The sequence below is a fragment of the Pseudooceanicola profundi genome, assembly GCF_050897955.1.
GTDB lineage: Bacteria > Pseudomonadota > Alphaproteobacteria > Rhodobacterales > Rhodobacteraceae > Pseudooceanicola.
Map to the genome: position 1 here is coordinate 1645083 of NZ_JBPAXZ010000001.1, position 21324 is coordinate 1666406.

Annotated in this window: 21 protein-coding genes; 10 read left to right on the forward strand and 11 right to left on the reverse strand. The window is 64.3% G+C overall.

The features are described 5' to 3' along the window. The first annotated feature begins 10 nt into the window (after positions 1-10). The 5 genes from trpD to ACRARG_RS08195 are packed head-to-tail and all read left to right on the forward strand — an operon-like array spanning position 11 to position 4167. Positions 11-1036 (forward strand): anthranilate phosphoribosyltransferase, encoded by a 1026-nt coding sequence (gene trpD, locus ACRARG_RS08175; RefSeq protein ID WP_432689518.1) that lies wholly within the window; start codon positions 11-13, stop codon positions 1034-1036. Next, a complete protein-coding gene (locus ACRARG_RS08180; protein WP_432689519.1) occupies positions 1033-1692 on the forward strand; it encodes a uracil-DNA glycosylase in 660 nt (219 codons plus the stop codon). The genes trpD and ACRARG_RS08180 overlap by 4 nt, the downstream gene beginning before the upstream one ends. Continuing rightward, positions 1689-2513, forward strand: a complete 825-nt coding sequence (gene trpC, locus ACRARG_RS08185; RefSeq protein ID WP_432689520.1) for an indole-3-glycerol phosphate synthase TrpC — start codon at positions 1689-1691, stop codon at positions 2511-2513. The genes ACRARG_RS08180 and trpC overlap by 4 nt, the downstream gene beginning before the upstream one ends. Continuing rightward, entirely contained in the window at positions 2510-2998 is a 489-nt protein-coding gene (gene moaC / locus ACRARG_RS08190) for a cyclic pyranopterin monophosphate synthase MoaC (RefSeq protein ID WP_432689521.1), read from the forward strand. Before trpC ends, moaC begins: the two co-directional genes overlap by 4 nt. Beyond that, the gene (locus ACRARG_RS08195; protein WP_432689522.1) at positions 2995-4167 is read left to right on the forward strand and encodes a molybdopterin molybdotransferase MoeA; all 1173 of its coding nucleotides are present in this window, start codon (positions 2995-2997) and stop codon (positions 4165-4167) included. Before moaC ends, ACRARG_RS08195 begins: the two co-directional genes overlap by 4 nt. A 24-nt stretch (positions 4168-4191) precedes the next feature. Here ACRARG_RS08195 and ACRARG_RS08200 read toward each other — a convergent pair whose 3' ends face one another. The 7 genes from ACRARG_RS08200 to speB all read right to left on the reverse strand — a co-directional run bounded on the left by ACRARG_RS08200 (position 4192) and on the right by speB (position 11833). Continuing rightward, entirely contained in the window at positions 4192-5088 is an 897-nt protein-coding gene (locus ACRARG_RS08200; RefSeq protein ID WP_432689523.1) for a sulfotransferase domain-containing protein, read from the reverse strand. 308 nt (positions 5089-5396) lie between these two features. Then, positions 5397-5987, reverse strand: a complete 591-nt coding sequence (locus ACRARG_RS08205) for a YdeI/OmpD-associated family protein (protein WP_432689524.1) — start codon at positions 5985-5987, stop codon at positions 5397-5399. A gap of 3 nt (positions 5988-5990) precedes the next feature. Further along, positions 5991-7433 (reverse strand): homospermidine synthase, encoded by a 1443-nt coding sequence (locus tag ACRARG_RS08210; protein ID WP_432689525.1) that lies wholly within the window; start codon positions 7431-7433, stop codon positions 5991-5993. Between the two features lie 251 nt (positions 7434-7684). Then, positions 7685-8305 carry a 30S ribosomal protein S4 gene (rpsD, locus tag ACRARG_RS08215; RefSeq protein WP_432689526.1) on the reverse strand — a complete coding sequence of 207 codons (621 nt, stop codon included), beginning with the start codon at positions 8303-8305 and terminating at the stop codon, positions 7685-7687. A gap of 268 nt (positions 8306-8573) precedes the next feature. After that, a complete protein-coding gene (locus ACRARG_RS08220) occupies positions 8574-9620 on the reverse strand; it encodes a Hint domain-containing protein (protein ID WP_432689527.1) in 1047 nt (348 codons plus the stop codon). A gap of 142 nt (positions 9621-9762) precedes the next feature. Then, entirely contained in the window at positions 9763-10698 is a 936-nt protein-coding gene (locus tag ACRARG_RS08225) for a lipid A-modifier LpxR family protein (protein ID WP_432689528.1), read from the reverse strand. Positions 10699-10876: 178 nt separating this feature from the next. Then, entirely contained in the window at positions 10877-11833 is a 957-nt protein-coding gene (speB, locus tag ACRARG_RS08230) for an agmatinase (RefSeq protein WP_432689529.1), read from the reverse strand. 170 nt (positions 11834-12003) lie between these two features. On the opposite strand from speB, the gene ACRARG_RS08235 reads away from it, so the two are divergent. The 4 genes from ACRARG_RS08235 (at position 12004) to ACRARG_RS08250 (ending at position 14708) form a co-directional block, all read left to right on the forward strand. Further along, entirely contained in the window at positions 12004-12972 is a 969-nt protein-coding gene (locus ACRARG_RS08235) for a DUF808 domain-containing protein (protein ID WP_432689530.1), read from the forward strand. 122 nt (positions 12973-13094) lie between these two features. After that, entirely contained in the window at positions 13095-13736 is a 642-nt protein-coding gene (gene nthA / locus ACRARG_RS08240; RefSeq protein WP_432689531.1) for a nitrile hydratase subunit alpha, read from the forward strand. Next, positions 13736-14395: a nitrile hydratase subunit beta gene (gene nthB, locus ACRARG_RS08245; RefSeq protein ID WP_432689532.1), complete on the forward strand. Its 660-nt coding sequence runs from the start codon at positions 13736-13738 to the stop codon at positions 14393-14395. Before nthA ends, nthB begins: the two co-directional genes overlap by 1 nt. Continuing rightward, positions 14382-14708: a nitrile hydratase accessory protein gene (locus ACRARG_RS08250; RefSeq protein ID WP_432689533.1), complete on the forward strand. Its 327-nt coding sequence runs from the start codon at positions 14382-14384 to the stop codon at positions 14706-14708. Before nthB ends, ACRARG_RS08250 begins: the two co-directional genes overlap by 14 nt. A 226-nt stretch (positions 14709-14934) precedes the next feature. Here the strand turns inward: ACRARG_RS08250 and ACRARG_RS08255 are convergent, their stop codons facing one another. Then, positions 14935-17205, reverse strand: coding sequence for an adenosylcobalamin-dependent ribonucleoside-diphosphate reductase (locus ACRARG_RS08255; protein ID WP_432689534.1), 2271 nt, complete (start codon positions 17203-17205; stop codon positions 14935-14937). A 182-nt stretch (positions 17206-17387) separates the two neighbouring features. Here ACRARG_RS08255 and ACRARG_RS08260 point away from each other — a divergent pair, with 182 nt between their 5' ends. Further along, positions 17388-17819: a DUF1489 family protein gene (locus ACRARG_RS08260; protein WP_432689535.1), complete on the forward strand. Its 432-nt coding sequence runs from the start codon at positions 17388-17390 to the stop codon at positions 17817-17819. A gap of 67 nt (positions 17820-17886) precedes the next feature. Here ACRARG_RS08260 and hisG read toward each other — a convergent pair whose 3' ends face one another. The 3 genes from hisG to hisS are packed head-to-tail and all read right to left on the reverse strand — an operon-like array spanning position 17887 to position 21187. After that, positions 17887-18582, reverse strand: coding sequence for an ATP phosphoribosyltransferase (hisG, locus tag ACRARG_RS08265; protein WP_432689536.1), 696 nt, complete (start codon positions 18580-18582; stop codon positions 17887-17889). Next, a complete protein-coding gene (locus ACRARG_RS08270) occupies positions 18579-19700 on the reverse strand; it encodes an ATP phosphoribosyltransferase regulatory subunit (RefSeq protein WP_432689537.1) in 1122 nt (373 codons plus the stop codon). The genes hisG and ACRARG_RS08270 overlap by 4 nt, the downstream gene beginning before the upstream one ends. Beyond that, complete coding sequence (gene hisS / locus ACRARG_RS08275) at positions 19700-21187, reverse strand: histidine--tRNA ligase (RefSeq protein WP_432689538.1); 1488 nt, start codon at positions 21185-21187, stop codon at positions 19700-19702. The genes ACRARG_RS08270 and hisS overlap by 1 nt, the downstream gene beginning before the upstream one ends. Between the last annotated feature and the right edge of the window lie 137 nt (positions 21188-21324).

Genomic DNA, 21324 nt, shown 5'->3' on the forward strand with positions numbered 1-21324 from the left:
AAGGCGGCACATGAGTGACGCGTTGAAACCGATCATCGCCGCAGCCGCGGATCGCAATCTGACCCGCGCCGAGGCAGAGGACGCGTTTGAGATACTGTTCGAAGGACAGGCCACCCCTGCGCAGATAGGCGGGCTGCTCATGGCGATGCGGACCCGTGGCGAAACGGTGAACGAATATGCCGCCGCAGCCGCGGTCATGCGGTCCAAATGCGTGCCGGTCTCCGCACCGAAGGGCGCCATCGACATCGTCGGAACCGGCGGTGACGGCAAGGGTACGCTCAACATCTCGACCGCCACGGCCTTTGTCGTGGCGGGGGCGGGCGTGCCGGTGGCCAAACACGGCAACCGCAACCTGTCGTCTAAATCCGGCGCGGCGGATGCCCTGTCTCAGATGGGTGTGGATGTCATGGTAGGGGCCGATATCGTCGAACGCGCCCTCACAGAGGTTGGGATCGGGTTCATGATGGCGCCGATGCACCATCCCGCGACCCGCCATGTGATGCCCGTCCGTCAGGAGCTTGGCACCCGCACCATCTTTAACATCCTCGGCCCGCTGACAAATCCCGCCGGTGTGACGCGTCAGCTGACGGGCGCATTCTCACGCGATCTGATCCGCCCGATGGCCGAGACGCTGGCCCTTCTCGGCTCCGAACAGGCCTGGCTTGTCCACGGATCGGACGGCACGGACGAGCTGGCCATTTCGGGCGTCAGCTGGGTGGCGGCGCTGGCGCCGGACGGCACGGTGTCGGACCTTGAGCTCCATCCCGAGGATGCGGGGCTCCCCCAACATCCCTTCAGCGCCATCGTCGGCGGCACGCCAGAAGAAAACGGCCGCGCCTTCCGCGCCCTGCTGAACGGAGAGAAAACCGCCTACCGGGACGCCACACTTCTGAATGCCGCGGCTGCTCTCGTCGTATCGGGGCAGGAGACCGATCTGAAAGACGCCGCCCGCCGCGCCGCCGAAAGCATCGACAGCGGCGCCGCCCGCTCCAAGGTCGAGGCCCTGGCACGCCTGACCTCGGGCGCTGCCAAATGATCCCGGAGCCATGGGCCGCGCTGCCGTTCTTTGAAACCTCCTACCCCCGGATATCCGGGGTCCTTTCGGACCTGCCGGCTGTTCTGCCGCCTGAATGTCAGCGATTTGCCGCGCTGAACCTGTGCCCGCCCGACCAGACGCGGGTCATTATCCTCGGACAGGACCCCTATCCGACGCCCGGCCATGCCCACGGGCTTGCCTTCTCTGTGGAACCCAACGTGCTGCCCCTGCCGCGATCGCTTTACAATATTTTCAAAGAGCTACGCAGCGACCTTGGCGGACAGCCCGACAATGGCGACCTCCGGTTCTGGGCCCGGCAGGGGGTTCTGCTGCTGAACACGGCCCTGTCCGTCCCTGCCGGCAAAGCCGGCGGCCATGCGCGCCTTGGCTGGGCCGAACTGACAATGCAGGTGATCGACCGGCTGTCGGACCGGCCCCGTGCATTTGTGCTCTGGGGCAACCACGCGCAATCCTTCCGCCAGCACATCCGCCCCCCCGCATCCGGCGACCGGCATCTGATCCTGGCCTCCGCCCATCCCTCGCCGCTCTCCGCCCGTCGCGGATTTTTCGGCTCCCGCCCATTTTCAACCGTCAACAACTGGCTTAAATCCCGGGGAGAACCCGAAATCGACTGGATCGGAGCGCACGCGGAATGACCGGAACCGTCCTCGACCGTATCAAAGCCTACAAACTGGAAGAGATCGCCGCGGATAAGCAGGCGGTCCCTCAGTCCGAGATGGAGGCCCGCGCCCGCGATGCCGCGCCCGTCCGACCCTTTGGAGAGGCGCTGCACGAAGCGGCCCGAACCGGCTATGGCCTGATCGCCGAGATAAAGAAGGCCTCGCCCTCCAAAGGGTTGATCCGGGAGGATTTTGACCCGGCCAGCCTTGCAGCCGCCTATGCAGCCGGCGGCGCGACTTGCCTCTCTGTCCTGACGGACACACCCAGTTTTCAGGGCGCCAAGGAGTTTCTCGTTCAGGCCCGCGCGGCTTGCGACCTGCCCGCCCTGCGCAAGGATTTCATGTACGACACCTATCAGGTGGCCGAGGCGCGCGCGCTTGGGGCGGACTGCATCCTGCTGATCATGGCCTCGCTGGAAGACGCCCAGGCGCTGGAGCTTGAGGACGCCGCGCTAACCTGGGGCATGGACGTCTTGATCGAAGTGCATAACGCGGAAGAGCTGGAACGCGCATCGGCGCTGAAATCCGGCCTTCTGGGTATTAACAACCGCGATCTCAAAACCTTTGAAACGACCCTCGATACCACCCGGACCCTTGCGCGCCTGGCACCCGAAGACCGCACCCTGATTTCGGAAAGCGGCCTGTTCACGCCCGACGATCTTGCCGATATGGCGCAATATGGCACCCGCTGTTTTCTGATCGGCGAAAGCCTGATGCGGCAGGCCGATGTGGAACAGGCCACCCGTGATCTGCTGGCACAGCCGGCAGGCGGCATGGGGATGGGACACGCGCTGTGAGCCTGACCCATTTCGACAAATCAGGTCAGGCCCATATGGTGGACGTCTCGGACAAGCACGACACAGACCGCATTGCGACCGCCGGCGGGTTTGTCCGCATGCTGCCGGACACACTTGCGTTGATCCTGCAGGGCGATACGAAAAAGGGCGATGTCCTGGGTATTGCCCGGCTCGCAGGGATTATGGGCGCAAAAAAGACCGCCGATCTGATCCCCCTGTGTCATCCGCTGCCTGTGACCAAAGTCACGGTCGATCTGACGCCCGACACCGCGCTGCCCGGCATCCGGATCGAAGCCACGGTCAAGACCACAGGAAAAACCGGGGTGGAGATGGAAGCCCTGACCGCCGCCTCGACGGCGGCGCTGACCATCTATGACATGTGCAAGGCCGTGGATCGCGGCATGGAAATCGGCGGCATCCGCGTTCTGCTGAAAGATGGCGGCAAATCGGGGCGCTACGAGGCACCGACCGGATCAGCGGAATGATTTCCGTCGCCGAGGCACTGGAGGCGCTATTTGCCCTTTCCGCGCCTCTCGGCGCCGAAGAGGTCCCGCTTACCGAGGCATCGGGCCGTATCCTGGCCTGTGATATCTCTGCCCGCCGCGATCAGCCGCCCTTTGCCGCGTCGGCCATGGATGGATATGCCCTGCGCGACGCCGATCTGGCCCCCGGCGCGACCTTCGACATCATAGGAGAGGCCGCAGCCGGTGCCGGATTTGCCGGCCAAGTGCGTGCCGGCCAGTGCACGCGCATCTTCACCGGCGCGCCCCTGCCCCAGGGCGCCGACCGCGTGGTCATACAGGAGGATGTGACCCGCGACGGCGACCGGATCACCGTAACCGGCGCCTATGGCGAGGGCACGAATATCCGACCCGCCGGCAATGATTTCCGCATTGGCGACACGATCAGTGCCCCCCGTCTTCTGACGCCTGCCGATGTAGCGCTGCTGGCCGCGATGAACATTCCCCGCGTGCCGGTCACCCGGCGCCCCATCGTCGCGCTGATCCCGACCGGAGACGAGCTGGTCCAGCCGGGCGAGACCCCCGGCCCCGATCAGATCGTCGCCTCTAACAGCTACGGCCTGCATGCGCTCTTCTCCGCCGCAGGAGCAGAGCCGCGCCTTCTGCCCATTGCCCGCGACCGGATCGAGAGCCTGGAAACGGTGTTCGATATGGCAGCAGGCGCCGATATCGTCATCACCATCGGCGGCGCCTCGGTCGGCGATCATGACCTCGTGGCGCAGGCCGCACAGGGGCGCGGCATGGAGCAGAGCTTTTACAAGGTCGCCATGCGCCCCGGCAAACCGCTGATGGCCGGGCGGCTGGACGGGGCCGCGATGATCGGCCTGCCCGGCAATCCGGTCTCGGCCATGGTTTGTGGCCATATTTTCGTTGTTCCGGTCATCCGCCACATGCTGGGCCTGGGTGCCGCCCCCGCCCCGCGTCAGCAGGCACAGCTGATCGAGGACCTTCCCGAAAACGGCCCGCGCGAACACTATATGCGCGCACAGCTGACCGCCGATGGCATACGCCCGGATCGCCGGCAGGACAGCGCCTTGCTGTCCGTGTTGTCAGCGGCTTCCGCCCTTCTGGTCCGGCCACCTCATGCACCTGCGGCCCGGGCGGGCGAGCTGGCCGAATACATCCGGCTGTGACCCCGCCGGAGACGCGACCGCATCTTACAGCTCCGTACCGCCCTCGCCCGATCCCGAGCCGTACTCCAGCCAGCGCCGGTCCTCCGGCGACAGCCTGTCGGACATGATGGCATCATAGGCTGCCAGCTCTTCCTGCGTCAGCTGGCCCTGCCAGGTCCCGTTTGTGCCGCTCCGAAAGAAATCCGCATCCGATTTAAAGAACCCCTTGCCCCCCGAAGGTGCAAACCGGTCCGCATTCCGCCGCATATTCTCAAAGCCCGCCGCCTCAACAAGCCGCGCCATCACCGGCGGAGGATATGATATCCCCAGCAGAGCACAGAGCCGGTCGAACACCCCCGGCAGATCCCGCTTCATATCCGCATAATGAAACAGCGAGACGCCCGGTTGGTGGGACAGGGCCCGCGCCGCCTCGTAATGCTGCAGGATATGAGCCAGCGGCATGGCATCGCAGGTGTCGCCATCCGGACCGCCCGCCAGAAAATGCCGGAATGTGTCGCCGGCGGTATCCTCCTGCGGATACCACGCGTCGAACCACGACACCGGTAGATTGCGGACGTAATTGCGGAAGGAAAAATGCGCATCCAGAGGATGCCGGAACACGCAGATGTACCGGACAGCATCATGCAGCGGCAGTCCATCCATTGGCGTATGGCTTTTCATACTGCGGCGGTGGGTCATGGCCTCAAGCCGCTCCGCCACTTCTGTCATGTCACGCACACGGATATCGACCCATGGCATCTTGACGGAAAACTCCGGCGTGATGTCGGGATCCCCCGCGAGCAGCAGAGCGATAATCGTCTGCATCCATGTCGTACCGCATTTGGGCGGGGAAACCACAATCACATCGTCGGGCCGGAGCGTGACCTGATCCCATCGCCGGCTGTCGGTCAACGGACCGAGATAGATCGCGCGCTCTGTCATCTCCGGCCTCCAGTCATATGGGCCGCATGGTCAGCGCGGCCGTGAGCCTTCACCCAACTCTACAGCCCCACCCCTGTTGCGCAAAGATCAGAACACCCCGCCCGGGTACGGAGGCCAGAAGAGCAACCTGCATCGCGTGTGTCGGGCAAGATGCACGGATATTCCGGCTATCGGCGGCCGCGGCAGGACGGCGTCGCAAAATTCCGGCGCGCATCAATTAAACTAAAACATTTCAGAATGTTGAGACTCGTTCATGACTCAAAAATCCAGCCGGATTCGCGCGGCCTCTCAGCCTGCCTCATTCACCTTTAGCGGTCATGCAGCCCGCGCCCGAGAAGAATTTTCGCTTCGGCCTTGTCGATCCGCGAGGCGCGTGTCGCGGATTGTTTTGCCCCCGCAAAATGCAGAACCCATCCGCGACGGCGACCGGGCGTCAGCGCCGACCAGGCCTCGAAAAACTCCGGGTAGCCATCCAGCCGCTGGACCAGCTCTTCGGGATAATCCATGTCATCTGGTGGCAGCGTGACCTTCGCGCCGGCCCTTTCCAGCTCGACCGCCTCATGGATGTAGGCCTCCAGTACCGGGCGCAGAGTTGCGACCTCTTCGGCCGAAGTGACCCGCACAACCCGGGCCGCCCGGCTGTTCGGGCCCGACGGCTCCAGAATACCTTCCGGATCGCCGAGCAGCACGCCCTTGAAAAAGGAGAGAACGGCGGCATCGCGGTAATCCCCGACCATGCAGAGATTGGCCGAACCCAGAACATAGACCGGACCGCGCCATTTGAACGCCTCGTCCAGCGGGCCATCCAGCAATATCTGCCGCAGGGCCCGGGCTGCTTCAGGCCAATGGACGACGCGTGTATCGTACCAGACGCTGACGCGGCGGTCCGGCGCGCCCATCGCTCAGCCCTGACGATCCAGGATATTCCGGAAGGCCCAGGGATTTTCCTCGTCGAGATCCTCCGGGAACTGGGTTTGCCGGTCCGTCAGCGGCGTCCAGTCTGTATAATGCGCCTCGACCGGGCCAAGATAGGGGCGTTGCACCTCCAGGCACCGGCGATGATCCATTTCGTCGGTCTCCACGATCCCCGCCTGCGGGTTTTCCAGCGCCCAGACCATGCCGGCCAGCACCGCCGATGTCACCTGCAACCCGGTCGCGTTCTGATCCGGCGCCAGCCGTTTGGTTTCTTCGTTGGACAGGCGCGACCCATACCAGAGCGCGTTCTTTTCATGCCCGAATAGCAGCACGCCCAGCTCGTCGATGCCGCCCGCTTCGATCTCATCCACGTCAAGAATATGATGAACCTCCTGGATCTGTCCGGAGCCGAACATTTCATGCAGCGACAGCACCGCATCGTCGCAGGGATGGTAGGCATAATGACAGGTCGGACGGAATTCCGGCGCCTCGGCGGGCCCGACGGTGTAATAGTCCGAGATCGAAATCGCCTCGTTATGAGTCACGAGGAACCCGAACTGAGGCCCCGGCGTCGGGCACCAGGTCTTGACGCGGGTGTGGGCGCCGGGCTGTTCCAGCCAGATCCCCGCCTGGCATCCCGTCTCATGGCCATGCGCATTTTCGGGCATCCAGCTTTCGGCCGTGCCCCAGCCCAGCTCTGCCGGCTGAAAGCCTTCGGCGATAAACCCTTCCACTGACCAGGTATTCACGAAATGACCCGGCGCGCGCGGCGTCAGCCGGACCTGGGTGTCGCGTTCCGCGATATGAACCCCTTTGACGCCCAGCCTCTGCATCAGCCCTGCCCAGTCTTCCCGTGTTTCCGGCTTGGCCTCCACGCCGAGGTCCGCGGCCAGCGTCAGCAGCGCCTCTTTGACAAACCAGGACACCATCCCCGGGTTCGCGCCACAGCAGGAGACGGCGGTCGTCCCGCCCGGATTGGCCGCTTTTTCATCGCGCATCGCCTGACGCAGCGCGTAATTGGTCCGGTCGGCATTGTCTTCGGTCCCAAAGTAATAGCCCGCCCAGGGCTCGACGACCGTATCAATATAAAGAACTCCGGCCTCCCGGCAGAAGCGCACAAGGTCCAGCGAAGACGTATCGACCGAGAGATTGACGACAAACCCGCCCGGCGCGACCAGCTCTCCCAGCACACGGCGATAGTTGTCGGGGGTCAGCGCTTCGGCCACATGTGCATAACCGGTTTTCGCGATATCCTCCGCCAGCGCTTCGTTGGGCTCGACAATCGTCAGCTTGCTGCGGTCAAAGTCGAAATGCCGTTCGATCAGGGGCAGCGTGCCGCGTCCGATTGACCCGAAACCGATCAGGATAATTGGGCCATCTATCTTGGCATATACGGGATAGGTCAAACGGGTCTCCTGTCGGATGTGCATTTCACCCCGACAATAGCGGATTGGCCCGCAAGGTCCATGCGACGGCAGAGCCCGCTGCGGATACTGGCGCGAAATATGTGCCGGGGCCGGTCACCGGAAGCAGATTGCTCGGATTGACGACCGCTCCGTCATGGACCGGAGGCCGAAACGCGCAGCACGTCACGCGATCGCCAAAAGACCGGCGCAGAGACCAAATGAAAAAGGCCGCATTCGATGAATGCGGCCTTTCCGATTTTCACGCAGATCAGAGATCAGTTCTGCGCGTAATATTCGATAACCAGGTTCGGTTCCATCAGCACCGGATAGGGCACGTCAGACAGGCCCGGGGTCCGAACGAAGGTTGCAACCATTTTGCTGTGGTCAACGTCCAGATAGTCGGGAACGTCGCGCTCTGCCAGCTGAACGGCTTCGAGCAGCGCAACCATTTGCTTCGACTTGTCACGGACCTCGATCACGTCACCCTCTTTCACGCGGTAGGAGGGGATGTTCACGCGCTTGCCGTTTACCAGCACATGGCCGTGGTTCACGAACTGACGGGCGGCAAACACAGTCGCCACGAATTTCGCACGGTAAACAACCGCGTCCAGACGGCGCTCCAGCAGGCCGATCAGGTTCTCACCGGTGTCACCCTTGGTCCGGGCGGCATCGCCGTAGATGCGCTTGAACTGCTTTTCGGTCAGGTCGCCGTAATAGCCCTTCAGCTTCTGCTTTGCGCGCAGCTGCAGGCCGAAGTCGGACATCTTGCCCTTGCGGCGCTGACCATGCTGGCCGGGGCCGTATTCACGACGGTTGACCGGGGATTTCGGACGGCCCCAGATGTTCTCGCCCATCCGGCGGTCGATTTTGTACTTGGCAGACGTGCGTTTGGTCACGGCTGATCTCCTTTATATTTGGCTCCGCAACCTGACCAAAAACCGGGTCCCACTTTTCGGTTTGCGGAGATCTCTCCGGCCAACCGTTCCAAGTCAGTCCCGCTCCCGGCCCTGCCGCGGCGATAAAGGGCGTTGTCCTCTGGGCGAACCCTGACAGGCATCCCCTTGCGGGGGCCACCAACACCAATGAAGCCGCGCTTATACTGCGCCGGAACCGAGAGTCAACGGCCTGATTTACGGAAAAGAGCTGGCCAGACCTGAGCGGTGGTTACGCCGCATCATGCAGCAGGATCGCCGCCTCGGCCTTGCTCAGGCTTCGCCGGGCATGGGGGCCATAGGTTTCCGGCGCCGTGCGCACGCCGGTCAGCCCCGACAGCAACCGCGACCGGTCCCCCGGATCCAGCTCGGAGAAATCGGCGCTCCCGGGGTGAAAACTTTCCGTCTCGACCCGATTGGCCCAGATCACCTCATGCGTGGCCAGCATCAGATGAATGTATTCCACAGACCTGAGGCCGGTCGCCCGCGTCACGGTCGTGCCGTTCAGCAGATCTCGGGCACAGACCAGAACCTCTGACGTATTGAACAAGGCTCTGGCGGCACCGCCACGCAACAACAGCCGATGATCCGGAGAGACCAGCAGGCTCTGGTCCGGACGCTGAATGCCAAAAGACCCGGGCCCGATGCAGACCGGGCACAGGTCCGGCTCCAGCGCCAGACGCGCCCCGGAAAGCCTGCGCCGCCCCATCCAGAGGATTTCCCTGGGCCCGCTGTCCCGGGTCGAGACAAGATCGCCCTCGCGCAGCGCCTCGATCAGTTTCGGACCGCGGGGCGTGCTGATCACCGTGCCGGGGGTGAAACAGATCATGCCCCGATTATCCGCCCGCGCGGGCAGCGGATCGATATTGCAGGACACGACCCAGTGCATCCGTCCCGCCGGCGGCAGATCGTTCTCGAATATGACAACCTCCTGCCCGTCGCGCCCCGATGCAAGCATGGCCGTGAAACGGTTCAGCCCGTCGGTCAGCACAAAACTGTTCGGAATGACCGGCTCCATGTCCGGCACCGCAGCGCGTGCGGCCGCGCCGCGCCCGTCAAGCAACCTCCGGGCAACACGACCGGCCCGGCGACGCAGCTGGATATCGGCCTCTGAAAGATCGAGCGTCAGAAGTTCGCCCGGACCGTCGACCCGTGTCGCCCGCCCTTCCCAGGACCATGTCGACCCGGCGCGCAGAGCATGGCTGGACTGGCCCTGCATGCCGTCGATCTCGATCTGACGCAAAGAAAGCACAAACGTGCCCCGAATGCCCGTTGCCATGAATACCGCCTGTATTGCTGCCGGTCTTGCGCCGGCGGACCACTCTCAGGGCGGCGAACATCTGACGGCTCGCCTTTCCCTGTTCGCACGATAGCAGAGAAGCAGGCCACGGGAAAGGGACAGGGCGCGACGCGCCGACTGCTCAGAAGGCGATCTGAATCCGAAGCGATCCCAGCAGCTGTGCCTCAGACTGCCCGACAAATTCCGGCCCCATAAGCGTCAGCCCGTAAAATCCGGTCCATCGCTTGTTCTGCCAGTGGACGCCGCTTCGCACGCGATACCGTACGTCCCGCCGGATCGCATCCGGCAGATACAGGCTGTCCATCACCCGCGCGACATCTGCTCCGGCCACAAAGCTCCACCCGTCGGCCGCCCGGCGGATAGCGCGGAACCGCTGACCGGTGACCGGGTCACGCACAAGCAGTTCCCCCTGCCCGGCCGGACCGACGCTGACATCGAACCCGGCACGCAGAATATCCTCCGGCCCGGCCCGCACCTCGACAAAGGGGCGGAGCGTGGCCGATCCGGCCACAAAGTTACGCCCCATCTCCCAGACAGCGGCGGCGTGTACCCCGTCTGGCACCTGCCCCGCCAGCACGGCAGGAGAGGCCTTGCGCACGCCCAGCCCGTCATGGATCCAGTTCTGCAGATCCGTAAGCCCGTTCTGCGGGCCGGTCACGACCACATCCGCCCCGAGCGCCGTATCCCATTCGCCCAGTCTGAAATGCGTATGAAGTCCCAGCGACAGGGCCGCGGCATAGGGCCTGTCCCCGGCGGTTCGCCCCGACAGCTGACGCGGCGCGATAATCTCGCCGCCCAGCCTGATCTCGATAATGTCGCCCGGCTGGGTCGGCAGCCGGCCTTCCCAGCCCCGGCCGTAGATGCGGCTGCCGATGACCGACCCGGTCCGCCAGCGGTCATGCCCGTCCCCGTAGAAATCGTTGTTCACGATCCGGCCATGTCCGAGATAGCGGTATCCGCCCTCTGCGGGGTCGGCCCGCGCGACCTGCGTCAGGCCCGCCCCGGACACAAGAAAGAGGCTCAGCACGAACAAAAGGGTCAACAGACGAGCGGGCATGATTCCTCCTGCCGGTGATTGCGGCACGCCTATCTCAAACCGGCTCTTAGACCAAGTCTGATTGCATCCGGCCAGACCGGCACCCGCCCAACTTGTAACACAGGTTTATTTAACACAGGTTTGTTCACGTGGCGCCGGTGTGCCGCTCCCGGCACATAAATCCGGCCAGCCCCACCGGCTAGCCATCACGATGGTGCAGAACCCGGCCGATCACATTCATAAGAAGCTGTGCCGCGAGGATACTTGTGATCCCGGCGGGGTCGTGATCGGGCGCCACCTCAACCAGATCGAGCCCCACGATATCGCCCTGCCGGGCAATGCCATCGAGCAGCTCCAGCACTTCGTAGTAGAGAAAGCCGCCATGGCTGGGCGTGCCGGTGCCCGGCGCGATGGAGGGGTCGAAGCCGTCGATATCGATGGTGACGTAGTAGCGTTCGCCCGGCGGTATCCGCGACAGCACGCCCGCCACACCAAGCTCCCGCGCCTGGCGGACAGACAGGATATCCGCCCCCATCGCCCGCGCCGCATCATACCCGTCCTTGGCCGTGGACGAAACATTGCGGATGCCGACCTGCGTCAGGCCGCTGACCCAGGGCTTCTCCGCGGCGCGCCGCATCGGATTGCCATGCCCGTACCGCACGCCATGGCGTTCGTCGACGAAATCCAGATGGGCATCGATCTGGATCAGATGAAACGGCTCTTCCCCGTCAAACGCGCTGATGCAGGGAATATTGATCGAATGATCCCCGCCGATGACAACCGGCAAAGCCCCCGCCGACAGGATTTTGCGCACACCCGTTTCGATATTCGCATGGCTCTGCAGCGTGTCCGTATGCACGATATCGGCATCCCCGATATCGACGACGCTCACCCGGTGCGGTTCCAGATAGGTGACGTCATCCTCATGGTCATATGCCCCGGCATGCCCGAAAGAAAACAGGGTCGAGGCTTCCCGGATGGCCCGTGGCCCCATGCGCGCACCGCTGCGCCACTGGGTGCCGCCATCAAACGGGGCGCCCAGGACCGCGACATCCGCGTCGATGCTGTCCCAGTCCTCCACATATGGATATTTCCCGAAGGTGCAGATCCCGACAAATGGCAGGTTCAGACGCCCGCTCTCATACCCATGTCTCATATCCGTACCTCTTGATGGCCTGCCCCAATATGCATGTCCGCGCGCGCCTGTCGCCAGGCATCGGCCCGGCCAGAGACAAAGAACGTCACTCTTTCTGAGACTTGCCCCTTCCCTGATCGGCCCAAACCATTACCTTGAGCCAGAACTGACTTCCCGGACCGGAGCCTGACATGAGCGGACTGATCGCCCTACTCGACGACGTTGCAGCCATTGCCAAGGTCGCCTCGGCCTCTATCGACGATGTGGTCGGACAGGCGGTCAAAGCCTCCACCAAAGCTGCCGGGGCGGTCATCGACGATGCTGCGGTCACGCCCAAATATGTCCATGGCTTTTCCGCGGACCGGGAGCTGCCCATCGTCTGGAAGATCGCACGCGGGTCCCTGTTCAACAAGCTCGTCATCCTGCTGCCGATCGCGCTGCTCCTCGCGGCCTTCGCGCCGATCTTGATTTATCCTTTGCTGATGCTTGGCGGCGGCTATCTCTGTTTCGAAGGGGCGGAGAAGGTCTGGCATGCGGTCAGCCCCGCGCACCACGATCAGGCCGAGGCGGTCGAGAAAAAGATCACCGACGGCGCCCATCTTGAGGAACAGAAGGTCAAAGGTGCCATCAAGACCGATTTCATCCTCTCGGCCGAGATCATGACGATTATTCTGTCGGCCCTGCCGGAAGGCCAGCCCTTCTGGATGCAGGCAATGGCGCTTGCCGTGGCCGGGGTCCTGATCACGCTGGCCGTCTATGGCGCGGTTGGCCTGATCGTGAAAGCCGATGACCTTGGCCTTGCGATGGCGGCGCGGGGGCGCCTTGGCGCGACGCGGAGCCTGGGCCGCTTTATCGTGCGCGCCATGCCCGTGTTCATGCAGATCCTGATCGTTGTCGGCACCGCCGCCATGATCTGGGTGGGCGGGTCCATTCTCGTGCACGGGCTGGAGGTTCTCGGCTGGCCCTGGCCATACGAGGCGATCCACCACCTGGCGGAAGCCGCTGCTCACAGCGTGTCGCCTGACGGCAATGGGACCGTCGCCTGGGTGGTCACCGCCTTCTGCGACGGCGTCATCGGTCTGGCCGTGGGCGCGGCCCTTATCCCTATCGTGAGCACCGTGATGGGCCTTCTGGGCCGGTCTCAGCCAACGACGCATTGAAAACGGACCTGACCCGGCACCGCTCCATTTCCGGGCGAAGGCCCGCGAATTGGGTCGGCTCCCGCAGAAACTATCGCCCCCGGCCTCTGCTCGGTGCTACTCTGGCGGAAGGGAGAGGCTGCGTGACCACATTCAACAGTGAAAAAGCGGCGGCGCTGCACCGCGAACTGCATTCACATCTGCCGTCTGACCCCGCGCTTCGGGTAAAGACCCTCGAAAGCCTTGCCGTGGAGAAGGGTCTGGTCGCGCCGGAAAGCCTCGACGCCTGGGTCGAAACCTACTCCGAACATATCGGACCCAAGCGCGGCGCGCAGGTCGTGGCACGGTCCTGGCTGGACCCGGCATTTCGGGCCCGCCTGCTGGAGAATGCCGCAGAGGCGATAACGGCGTTCGGCTTTCAGGGCGACGCGACGGCCCATCTCAAAGCGGTCGAAAATTCGGACACGCAGCATCATCTGGTCGTCTGCACCCTGTGCTCCTGCTATCCGTTTTCGGTGCTTGGAATGTCCCCGGCCTGGTACAAATCAGCCGAATACCGTGCCCGCGCCGTGCGCGAGCCCCGCAAGGTTCTCGAAGAATTCGGCGTGATCCTGCCCCGGGACGTGGGTGTCCGCGTCTGGGACAGCACGGCCGAGCTCCGGTATCTCGTTATTCCCCAACGCCCTGCCGGCACAGAAGGCTGGACCGAGCCGCAGCTAGCCGCCCTCGTCACCCGCAATGCCATGATCGGAACGCAGCGCGTCCTGCAGGCGGAGACGGCGTGATGAATGGCATTCATGACCTCGGCGGGGCCCAGGGGTTCGGCCCTATCCCCATTGCGACCGGCGACAAAGAGTTCCGGGACCTGGAGGACTGGGAAAAGCGGGTCACGGCCCTGAACTGGTCGCCGATCACGTCGGGCAGCACGATCGACTGGTTCCGCCATGTCATCGAAAGGATGGTCCCCAAAGACTATCTCAACTTCTCGTATTTTCAGAAATGGTGCACTGCGGATCTGGTGATCATGCTCGAGGCCGGGACGATCACGCTCGACGATGTGATGCGCGGGCACGTCAATGACCCGGTGGCGCCGCCCTCTGCGATGACGGTCGAGGATACAATCGCGGGTGTTGCGGCCTCCGCGTTTGATTTCGCGCGACAGACGTCGCAGGCGCCCCTCTTTACCATTGGCGACAGGGTGCGCGCGCGGCGGCTGATGACGTCGAACCACACCCGCCTTCCCGGATATGTCCGTGGGTGCGAAGGCGAGGTGATCGCACATCATGGCGCGCATGTCCTGCCAGACCGCAACGCCGAAGGTGTTGAGGTCCCCGAACACCTCTATACCATTTGCTTCCGGGCCGTTGCCCTTTGGGGTGACGGCGCCAATCCGCGCGACGACGTCACACTGGACCTGTGGGAAAGCTACCTTGTTTCGACCTGACGATCCGCTGGATCCACCCAGCCCGGTTTTTGACGAACCCTGGCAGGCACAGGCGCTTGCCCTGGCCGCGGGCCTGGTCCGGGGTGGCCATATAACCGGATCGGCCTGGGCAGACACGCTTGGCGCAGAATTGAAAAACGCCGAAGACCGCGGTGCACCTGACACGCTGCAGACCTATTACTTGGCCGTTCTGAGCGCGCTGGAAGCGCTCACCGAACAAGCCGGCATATCTCCGGATACCCGCCAGATACGGCGCGCGGAATGGGAGGCCGCCTATCTGCGCACGCCGCACGGGAAGCCGGTCACATTGTAACCGGATACAGCGGCCACAGGCGGCTGGGCCTGGTGGCCGGCCCCCGCACGGCGCACCCTGCGACAACCCCGGTCATGGACCCGATCAAGGAACCAACGGAAACAGCGGCGACGGAACCGACGCCTTTCGCTGTGCAGGAAGGCTCAGCCTCCGACACCCAAATGGCTGTCCGATCAATCGGATAGCCAAACCTTTGCCGTCAGGTCACCCGGGGGGGGAAACACTGTCACCCGCATTTCGAATGCCCACAGGACGAGCAGGTCATGCAGCCCTCGATCATCTGCATTGTGTACTGGCCACAGGAGGGGCAGGCCTTACCGCGCTGGCCACTCTCCAGCCCCACGACCTTGGCGGTGGGATCGGCCTTCAGCCCCTTGCCCTCGCCCTCGATGAACCCGATGGAGACCAGATGCGTCTCGATCACCCCGCCAATCGCGGCAAGGATCGAGGGGATGTATTTCCCTTTGATCCAGGCGCCGCCACGCGGATCGAAGACCGCCTTCAGCTCTTCAACCACAAAGGACACATCCCCGCCCCGCCGGAATACGGCCGAGATCATGCGGGTCAGCGCCACGGTCCAGGCGAAATGCTCCATGTTCTTCGAATTGATGAAGACCTCAAAGGGGCGCCGCCGCCCGCCCACGACAATATCGTTGATCGTCAGGTAGATGGCATGTTCGCTGTCGGGCCACTTTAGCTTGTAGGTATTGCCTTCCAGCGCGGTCGGACGGTCCAGCGGATCGGCCATATAGATGACCTCGCCGCCTTCGGTGGGCATGACGGCGGGCGCCTCTTCTTTCTCCTCGGATACGGACAGAACCGACCCCGTCACATCGTTCGGGCGATAGGTCGTGCAGCCTTTGCAGCCGCTGTCCCAGGCCTCCATGTAGACGTCCTTGAATGCGTCGAAGGAGATATCCTCCGGGCAATTGATCGTCTTCGAGATGCTCGAGTCGATCCATTTCTGCGCCGCCGCCTGCATCTTCACATGCTCCAGCGGAGGCAGCGTCTGCGCATTGACGAAATAGTCCGGCAGCGGGGCGTCGCCCTTCAGATCCTTCCACATCTTCACCGCGTAATCGACGACCTTCTCCTCGGTCCGCGACCCGTCCTTCTGCAGCACCTTGCGAGTATATTCATAGGCAAAGACCGGCTCGATCCCTGAGGACACGTTCCCGGCATAGAGTGAGATCGTGCCCGTCGGCGCGATCGAGGTCAGCAGCGCATTTCGGATGCCATGTTCGGCCACGGCCGCCCGCACATCCGCATCCATCGCCTGCATCGTGCCGGAGCCCAGATAGGCGTCGCGGTCAAAGAGCGGAAACGCCCCCTTCTCCTTCGCCAGATCGACCGACGCCAGATAGGAGGCACGTGCGATGGCCCGCATCCAGGCCTCCGTCTGCGCGGCAGCCTCGTCGGAGCCATAGCGCAGCCCCAGCATCAGCAACGCATCGGCGAGGCCAGTGACACCCAGACCGATCCGACGCTTGGCCTCCGCCTCCCGCGCCTGCGCCTCCAGCGGGAAGTTCGACGCATCGACGGTATTGTCCATCATCCGCACGGCCATGCGCACCAGATCGTCCAGCGCCGCCGGATCGAGCCGCGCCTTGTCGGTGAACGGATCCGTCACCAGCCGCGCCAGATTGATCGACCCCAGCAGACAGGCGCCATAGGGCGGCAGCGGCTGTTCCCCACAGGGGTTGGTCGCGGCAATCGTCTCGCAATAGGCGAGGTTATTGGCCTGATTGATCCGGTCAATGAAGATCACGCCCGGTTCGGCATAATCATAGGTCGCCTGCATGATCCGGTTCCACAGATCCCGCGCCTGCAGCGTGTGATAGACCTTGCCGTCAAAAACCAGCTCCCAGGGCCCGTCGGCCTTCACAGCCTCCATGAACGGATCGGTCACCAGCACAGACATGTTGAACATGCGCAGCCGGGCCGGATCGCTCTTGGCGCCGATGAATTCCTCGATATCGGGGTGATCGCAGCGCATCGTCGCCATCATCGCGCCCCGGCGCGACCCCGCCGACATGATCGTCCGGCACATCGCATCCCAGACATCCATGAAGCTGAGCGGACCGGAGGCATCCGCCGCCACCCCCTTCACATCCGCGCCCTTGGGCCGGATGGTGGAGAAATCATAGCCGATCCCGCCGCCCTGCTGCATGGTCAGCGCGGCCTCCTTCAGCATGTCGAAAATGCCGCCCATATTGTCCGGCACCGTCCCCATGACGAAACAGTTAAAGAGCGTCACCTTGCGCGCCGTGCCCGCACCTGCCGTGATCCGGCCCGCGGGCAGGTATTTGAAATCCTCCAGCGCGCCGTAGAACCGCTCCTCCCAGACCTCCGGCTCCGCCTCGACCGAGGCAAGCGCCCGCGCGATTCTCCGCCAGCTGTCCTCGACCGAACGGTCGATGGGGGTGCCATCCGCCTCTTTGAAGCGGTATTTCATGTCCCAGACCTGTTCGGCGATGGGGGCGGCAAAGCGGGTCATGTCGGAATCACCTTTGGATGGTGCCTTGGAAGGGCTAGTTTTACATTGCAGGCCGTGATGGACCAGCCCCGTCCGAACCGCAAGGCGGTTGCGGGCAAGGATCGGGCGCTCTGCCCATCACCGAACACCACACTAACAGTAGTCGTTGACGAACACCATACCACAACATATTGTATCATCGCATGGGCAGCTTTACAAATATCCTCAAACTTTCCGTTGGCACTGAAAGCATGGCAGACCTCGCGGCCTGGCAATCCCAGCCCATTGCTCAGACCACCGACGGACTGCCCCGCCATGTCACCCGCATGTGGCCCAAGCGGGAGGGCGAGATCATCTCCGGCGGCTCCATCTACTGGGTCATCAAAGGCATGATCCAGTGCCGCCAGCGCGTCATCCGCCTCGATGAGGTCGACCGTGGCGACGGCATCCGCCGCTGCGCCATCGTCCTCGACCCGGAGCTGCACGCCACCGCCGCCTCCCCCCGGCGCCCCTTCCAGGGCTGGCGCTACCTCAAACCCGAAGACTCCCCGCCCGACCTGCCAAAACACCGCCAGAACGAAGACGCCCTGCCCGAGGACCTCTCCAAGGCGCTGGCGGAAATCGGCGTGCTCTGACGCCCCCCTTTTTCTTGCTGAAAATATCCCCGCCGGAGGCAACCGGGCGCAGCCCGGTCCCACAACGTCAGTCGACGTGCAGCCGCTCCAGCAGCTCGCCCAGCACCGCCCGGTCGACATCCGACATCTCCGCCCGGCGCGACCGGAAGAGCGTCGCCTGAGATTTCAGGATCAGCCCGTCCGACAGCACTTTCAGGTGGTTCGCCCGGATCGTCTCGCCGGTGGAGGTGATATCGGCAATCGCCTCTGCCGTCTCGTTCTTCACCGTGCCCTCGGTCGCCCCCTGGCTGTCGACCAGCTGATAATCGGCCACGCCGTTGACCCGAAGGAAGTCGCGCACCAGCCGGTGATACTTGGTCGCGATCCGCAGCCGGAACCCGTGCCGCGTCCGAAAGGCCGCCGCCGCCGCATCCAGATCGTCCAGAAGCTCCACATCGACCCAGCCCTGCGGCACGGCGAGGATCAGATCGGCATGGCCAAAGCCCAGCTCCGCCAGCATCTCCACCTGCTGGTCCCAGCGGGCCAGCTTCTCCTGGATCAGGTCGGTCCCGGTGACGCCCAGATGGATGCGCCCCGCCGCCAGCTCGCGCGGGATTTCGCCCGCCGAGAGCAGCACCAGCTCCACCCCGCCGATCCCCTCGACCCGGCCGGCATATTCGCGGTCCGACCCGGCCCGGCCCAGCACGATGCCGCGCTCGCCGAACCAGTCAAAGGTCTTCTCCATCAGCCGGCCCTTGGAGGGCACGCCCAGCTTCACGCTCATGCCCCGCCCCCCAGTTCCACGATCAGCCCGGGACGGACCACGCCGCCAACCGCCGGAATGCCCTGCGGTTTCCCGGCGCGCTGGCCCAGTATACGGGTCAGCGTGTCATAGCGCCCGCCCGTGGCAACCGGCGGCAGGTCCAGCCGCCCCGGCACATGCAGGCCAAAGACAAACCCGTCGTAATATTCCATGTGCAGTCGCCCATAGGCGACTTCGAAATCCAGCGTCGCAATGTCGATGCCACGCGCCGCCAGCGCATCGGCCCGGCGTGCCACCCCGTCCACAGCCCCGGCAATGGCCGGCATGTCGACGGCGATGTCGCGCAGGTGCTCCAGCGCATAGGGCAGCACTTCCCGGACCCCCAGAAGCTGGTCGATCAGCGCCACCTCACGCTCTGCGATCAGCGGCACCTCCGCATCGGCCCGCAGCGCCGCGATTCGTGCCTCAACCTCCGCCCGGCTGCGCAGCCCCTGCTCCGGCCCGGCCTCGGCAAAGGGATCGGCACTGGTGAGCAGCGCGACCCGCGAGGCGGGCACGGGCACCCGGCCCGAAAACCGGTCGAGCAGAGACCGGAACCGCTGCGGCCGCCAGACATGACGCCGCAGCGCCGCCTTGCGCGTCTCGCTGGTGTTCAGCCCTTCGACCGCCGCCAGCAGCAGGCCCATGTCGCCGGTCGTGGCCGTCAGTGTCAGCCCCTCGGTCGCAGCCAGCAAGCGGGCAAACACCTCCGCATCCGCCGCCGCCGGGTCGGAGCCGTCGAAGATCTCCAGCCCCACCTGGATATATTCATTGGCCCGCGCCTCATCCTCTTCCTGGCGACGGAAAACCTCGCCGGAATAGGTGTAGCGCGCGGGCTCCGCCCCCTGTGCCATGTGGAATTCGACCACTGGAACGGTGAAGTCGGGCCGCATCACCTGTTCGCCGCGCAGCGCGTCAGAGGTCACATAGGCCCGCGCCCGGATATCCTCTCCATAAAGGTCCAGAAGCGTCGCCTCCGGCAGCAGGATCGGGCATTCCACGGGCACGGCGCCCGCCGCCTCGAACCCCGCGCGCAGCCGGGCGGCGCAGGCGCGGACCTGCGCCCGCTCCTCGGGCGAATGTCCCTGCCAGACGGCCATCAGCCCGCCTGCCCGGCCAGAAGCTGTTTTACATGGGCGACCAGATCGCCGCGCGCAACCTCCGCCTGGGAGGGGCGTTCCTTCCACTCCTCCAGCGTCGCATTCTCCGCGATCAGCTTGCCGAGGATCAGGTCCTTGACCTGTACCACGCCACGCGCCTTCTCCTCCGCGCCTTCGATAATGGCGGCTGGAGAGTTGCGTTTGTCCGCATATTTCAGCTGGTTGCCGAAGTTCTTGGGATTGCCGAGGTAGACCTCCGCCCGGATGCCGGCATTGCGCAGCTCCGCCACCATGGCCTGGTAATCGGCCATCCGGTCGCGATCCATGACGGTCACGACAACAGGCCCCTGCGCCTCCCCGCCGATCCGGCCTTTCTCGCGCAAAGCCGCCAGCAGGCGGTCAACCCCGATGGAGACCCCCACCGCCGGAACCTCCTGCCCCGTGAACCGCTTGACGAGCCCGTCGTAGCGGCCACCCCCGGCCACCGATCCGAACTGCCGCTTGCGGCCCTTCTCATCGAGGATCTCGAAGGTCAGCTCCGCCTCGAAAACCGGCCCGGTGTAATAGCCAAGGCCACGCACCACCGAAGGGTCGATATCGATGCGATCGGCGCCATAGCCGCCGGCCTCCAGCAGCGCGGCGATCTGGGCCAGCTCCTCCACGCCCTCCGCCCCGATGGCAGAGCCACCAACGGCCGCGCGCAGGTTCTCCAGCGTCTCCGCCGCATTCGCACCCTTGGAGGTAAGGAAGGCAATCACCGGCTCCGCCTGCGCCTCGCTCAGGCCCACCCCGTCGATATAGGCGCCCGAGGCATCCAGCCGCCCCTTGCCCAGCAGCTCCCGCACACCCGCCTCTCCGACCTTGTCGAACTTGTCGATGGTGCGCAGGACATCGGCCTGCTGACCGGCGTCAGAGACGCCCATCGCCTCCAGCACCCCGTTCAGAACCTTGCGGTTGTTCACCCGAACGATGTAATCGCCGCGCGGAATGCCGACCTCTTCCAGGCAATCCGCCAGCATCGCGCAGATTTCCGCATCTGCAGCCACGGACCCAGTGCCGACCGTATCCGCATCGCATTGATAGAACTGCCGGAACCGCCCCGGCCCCGGTTTCTCGTTCCGCCAGACCGGCCCCATGGCAAAGCGCCGGTAGGGCGTGGGCAGGTCATTGCGGTGCTGGGCATAAACGCGGGCGAGCGGCGCGGTGAGGTCGTAGCGCAGGGCCATCCAGCTCCCCTTGCCGTCCTCCTCGGATTCCTGCCAGGCAAAGACCCCCTCGTTGGGGCGGTCCACATCGGGCAGGAATTTGCCAAGCGCCTCAACCGTTTCCACGGCCGACGACTCCAGAGCTTCGAACCCGTAGCGATGATAGACCCCGGCAATGCTGCGCAGCATGTCGGACCGTTCGGTCACTTCGGAGCCGAAATAGTCGCGGAACCCTTTAGGCGTCTCTGCCCGGGGTCGCGGGGTCTTCTTCTCTTTCGCCATCTGGGAACCTCTTGGCGTTCATCGAAAGGCACGGGGGCCATCCGGGGCGCGGTCTAGCCCAAGCCCCTTTGCGGCACAAGGCCGGGCCGCTATAGAGGCCAAGTGAAACGGGCCCGTGACGGCCCCGGCGGGAGAGA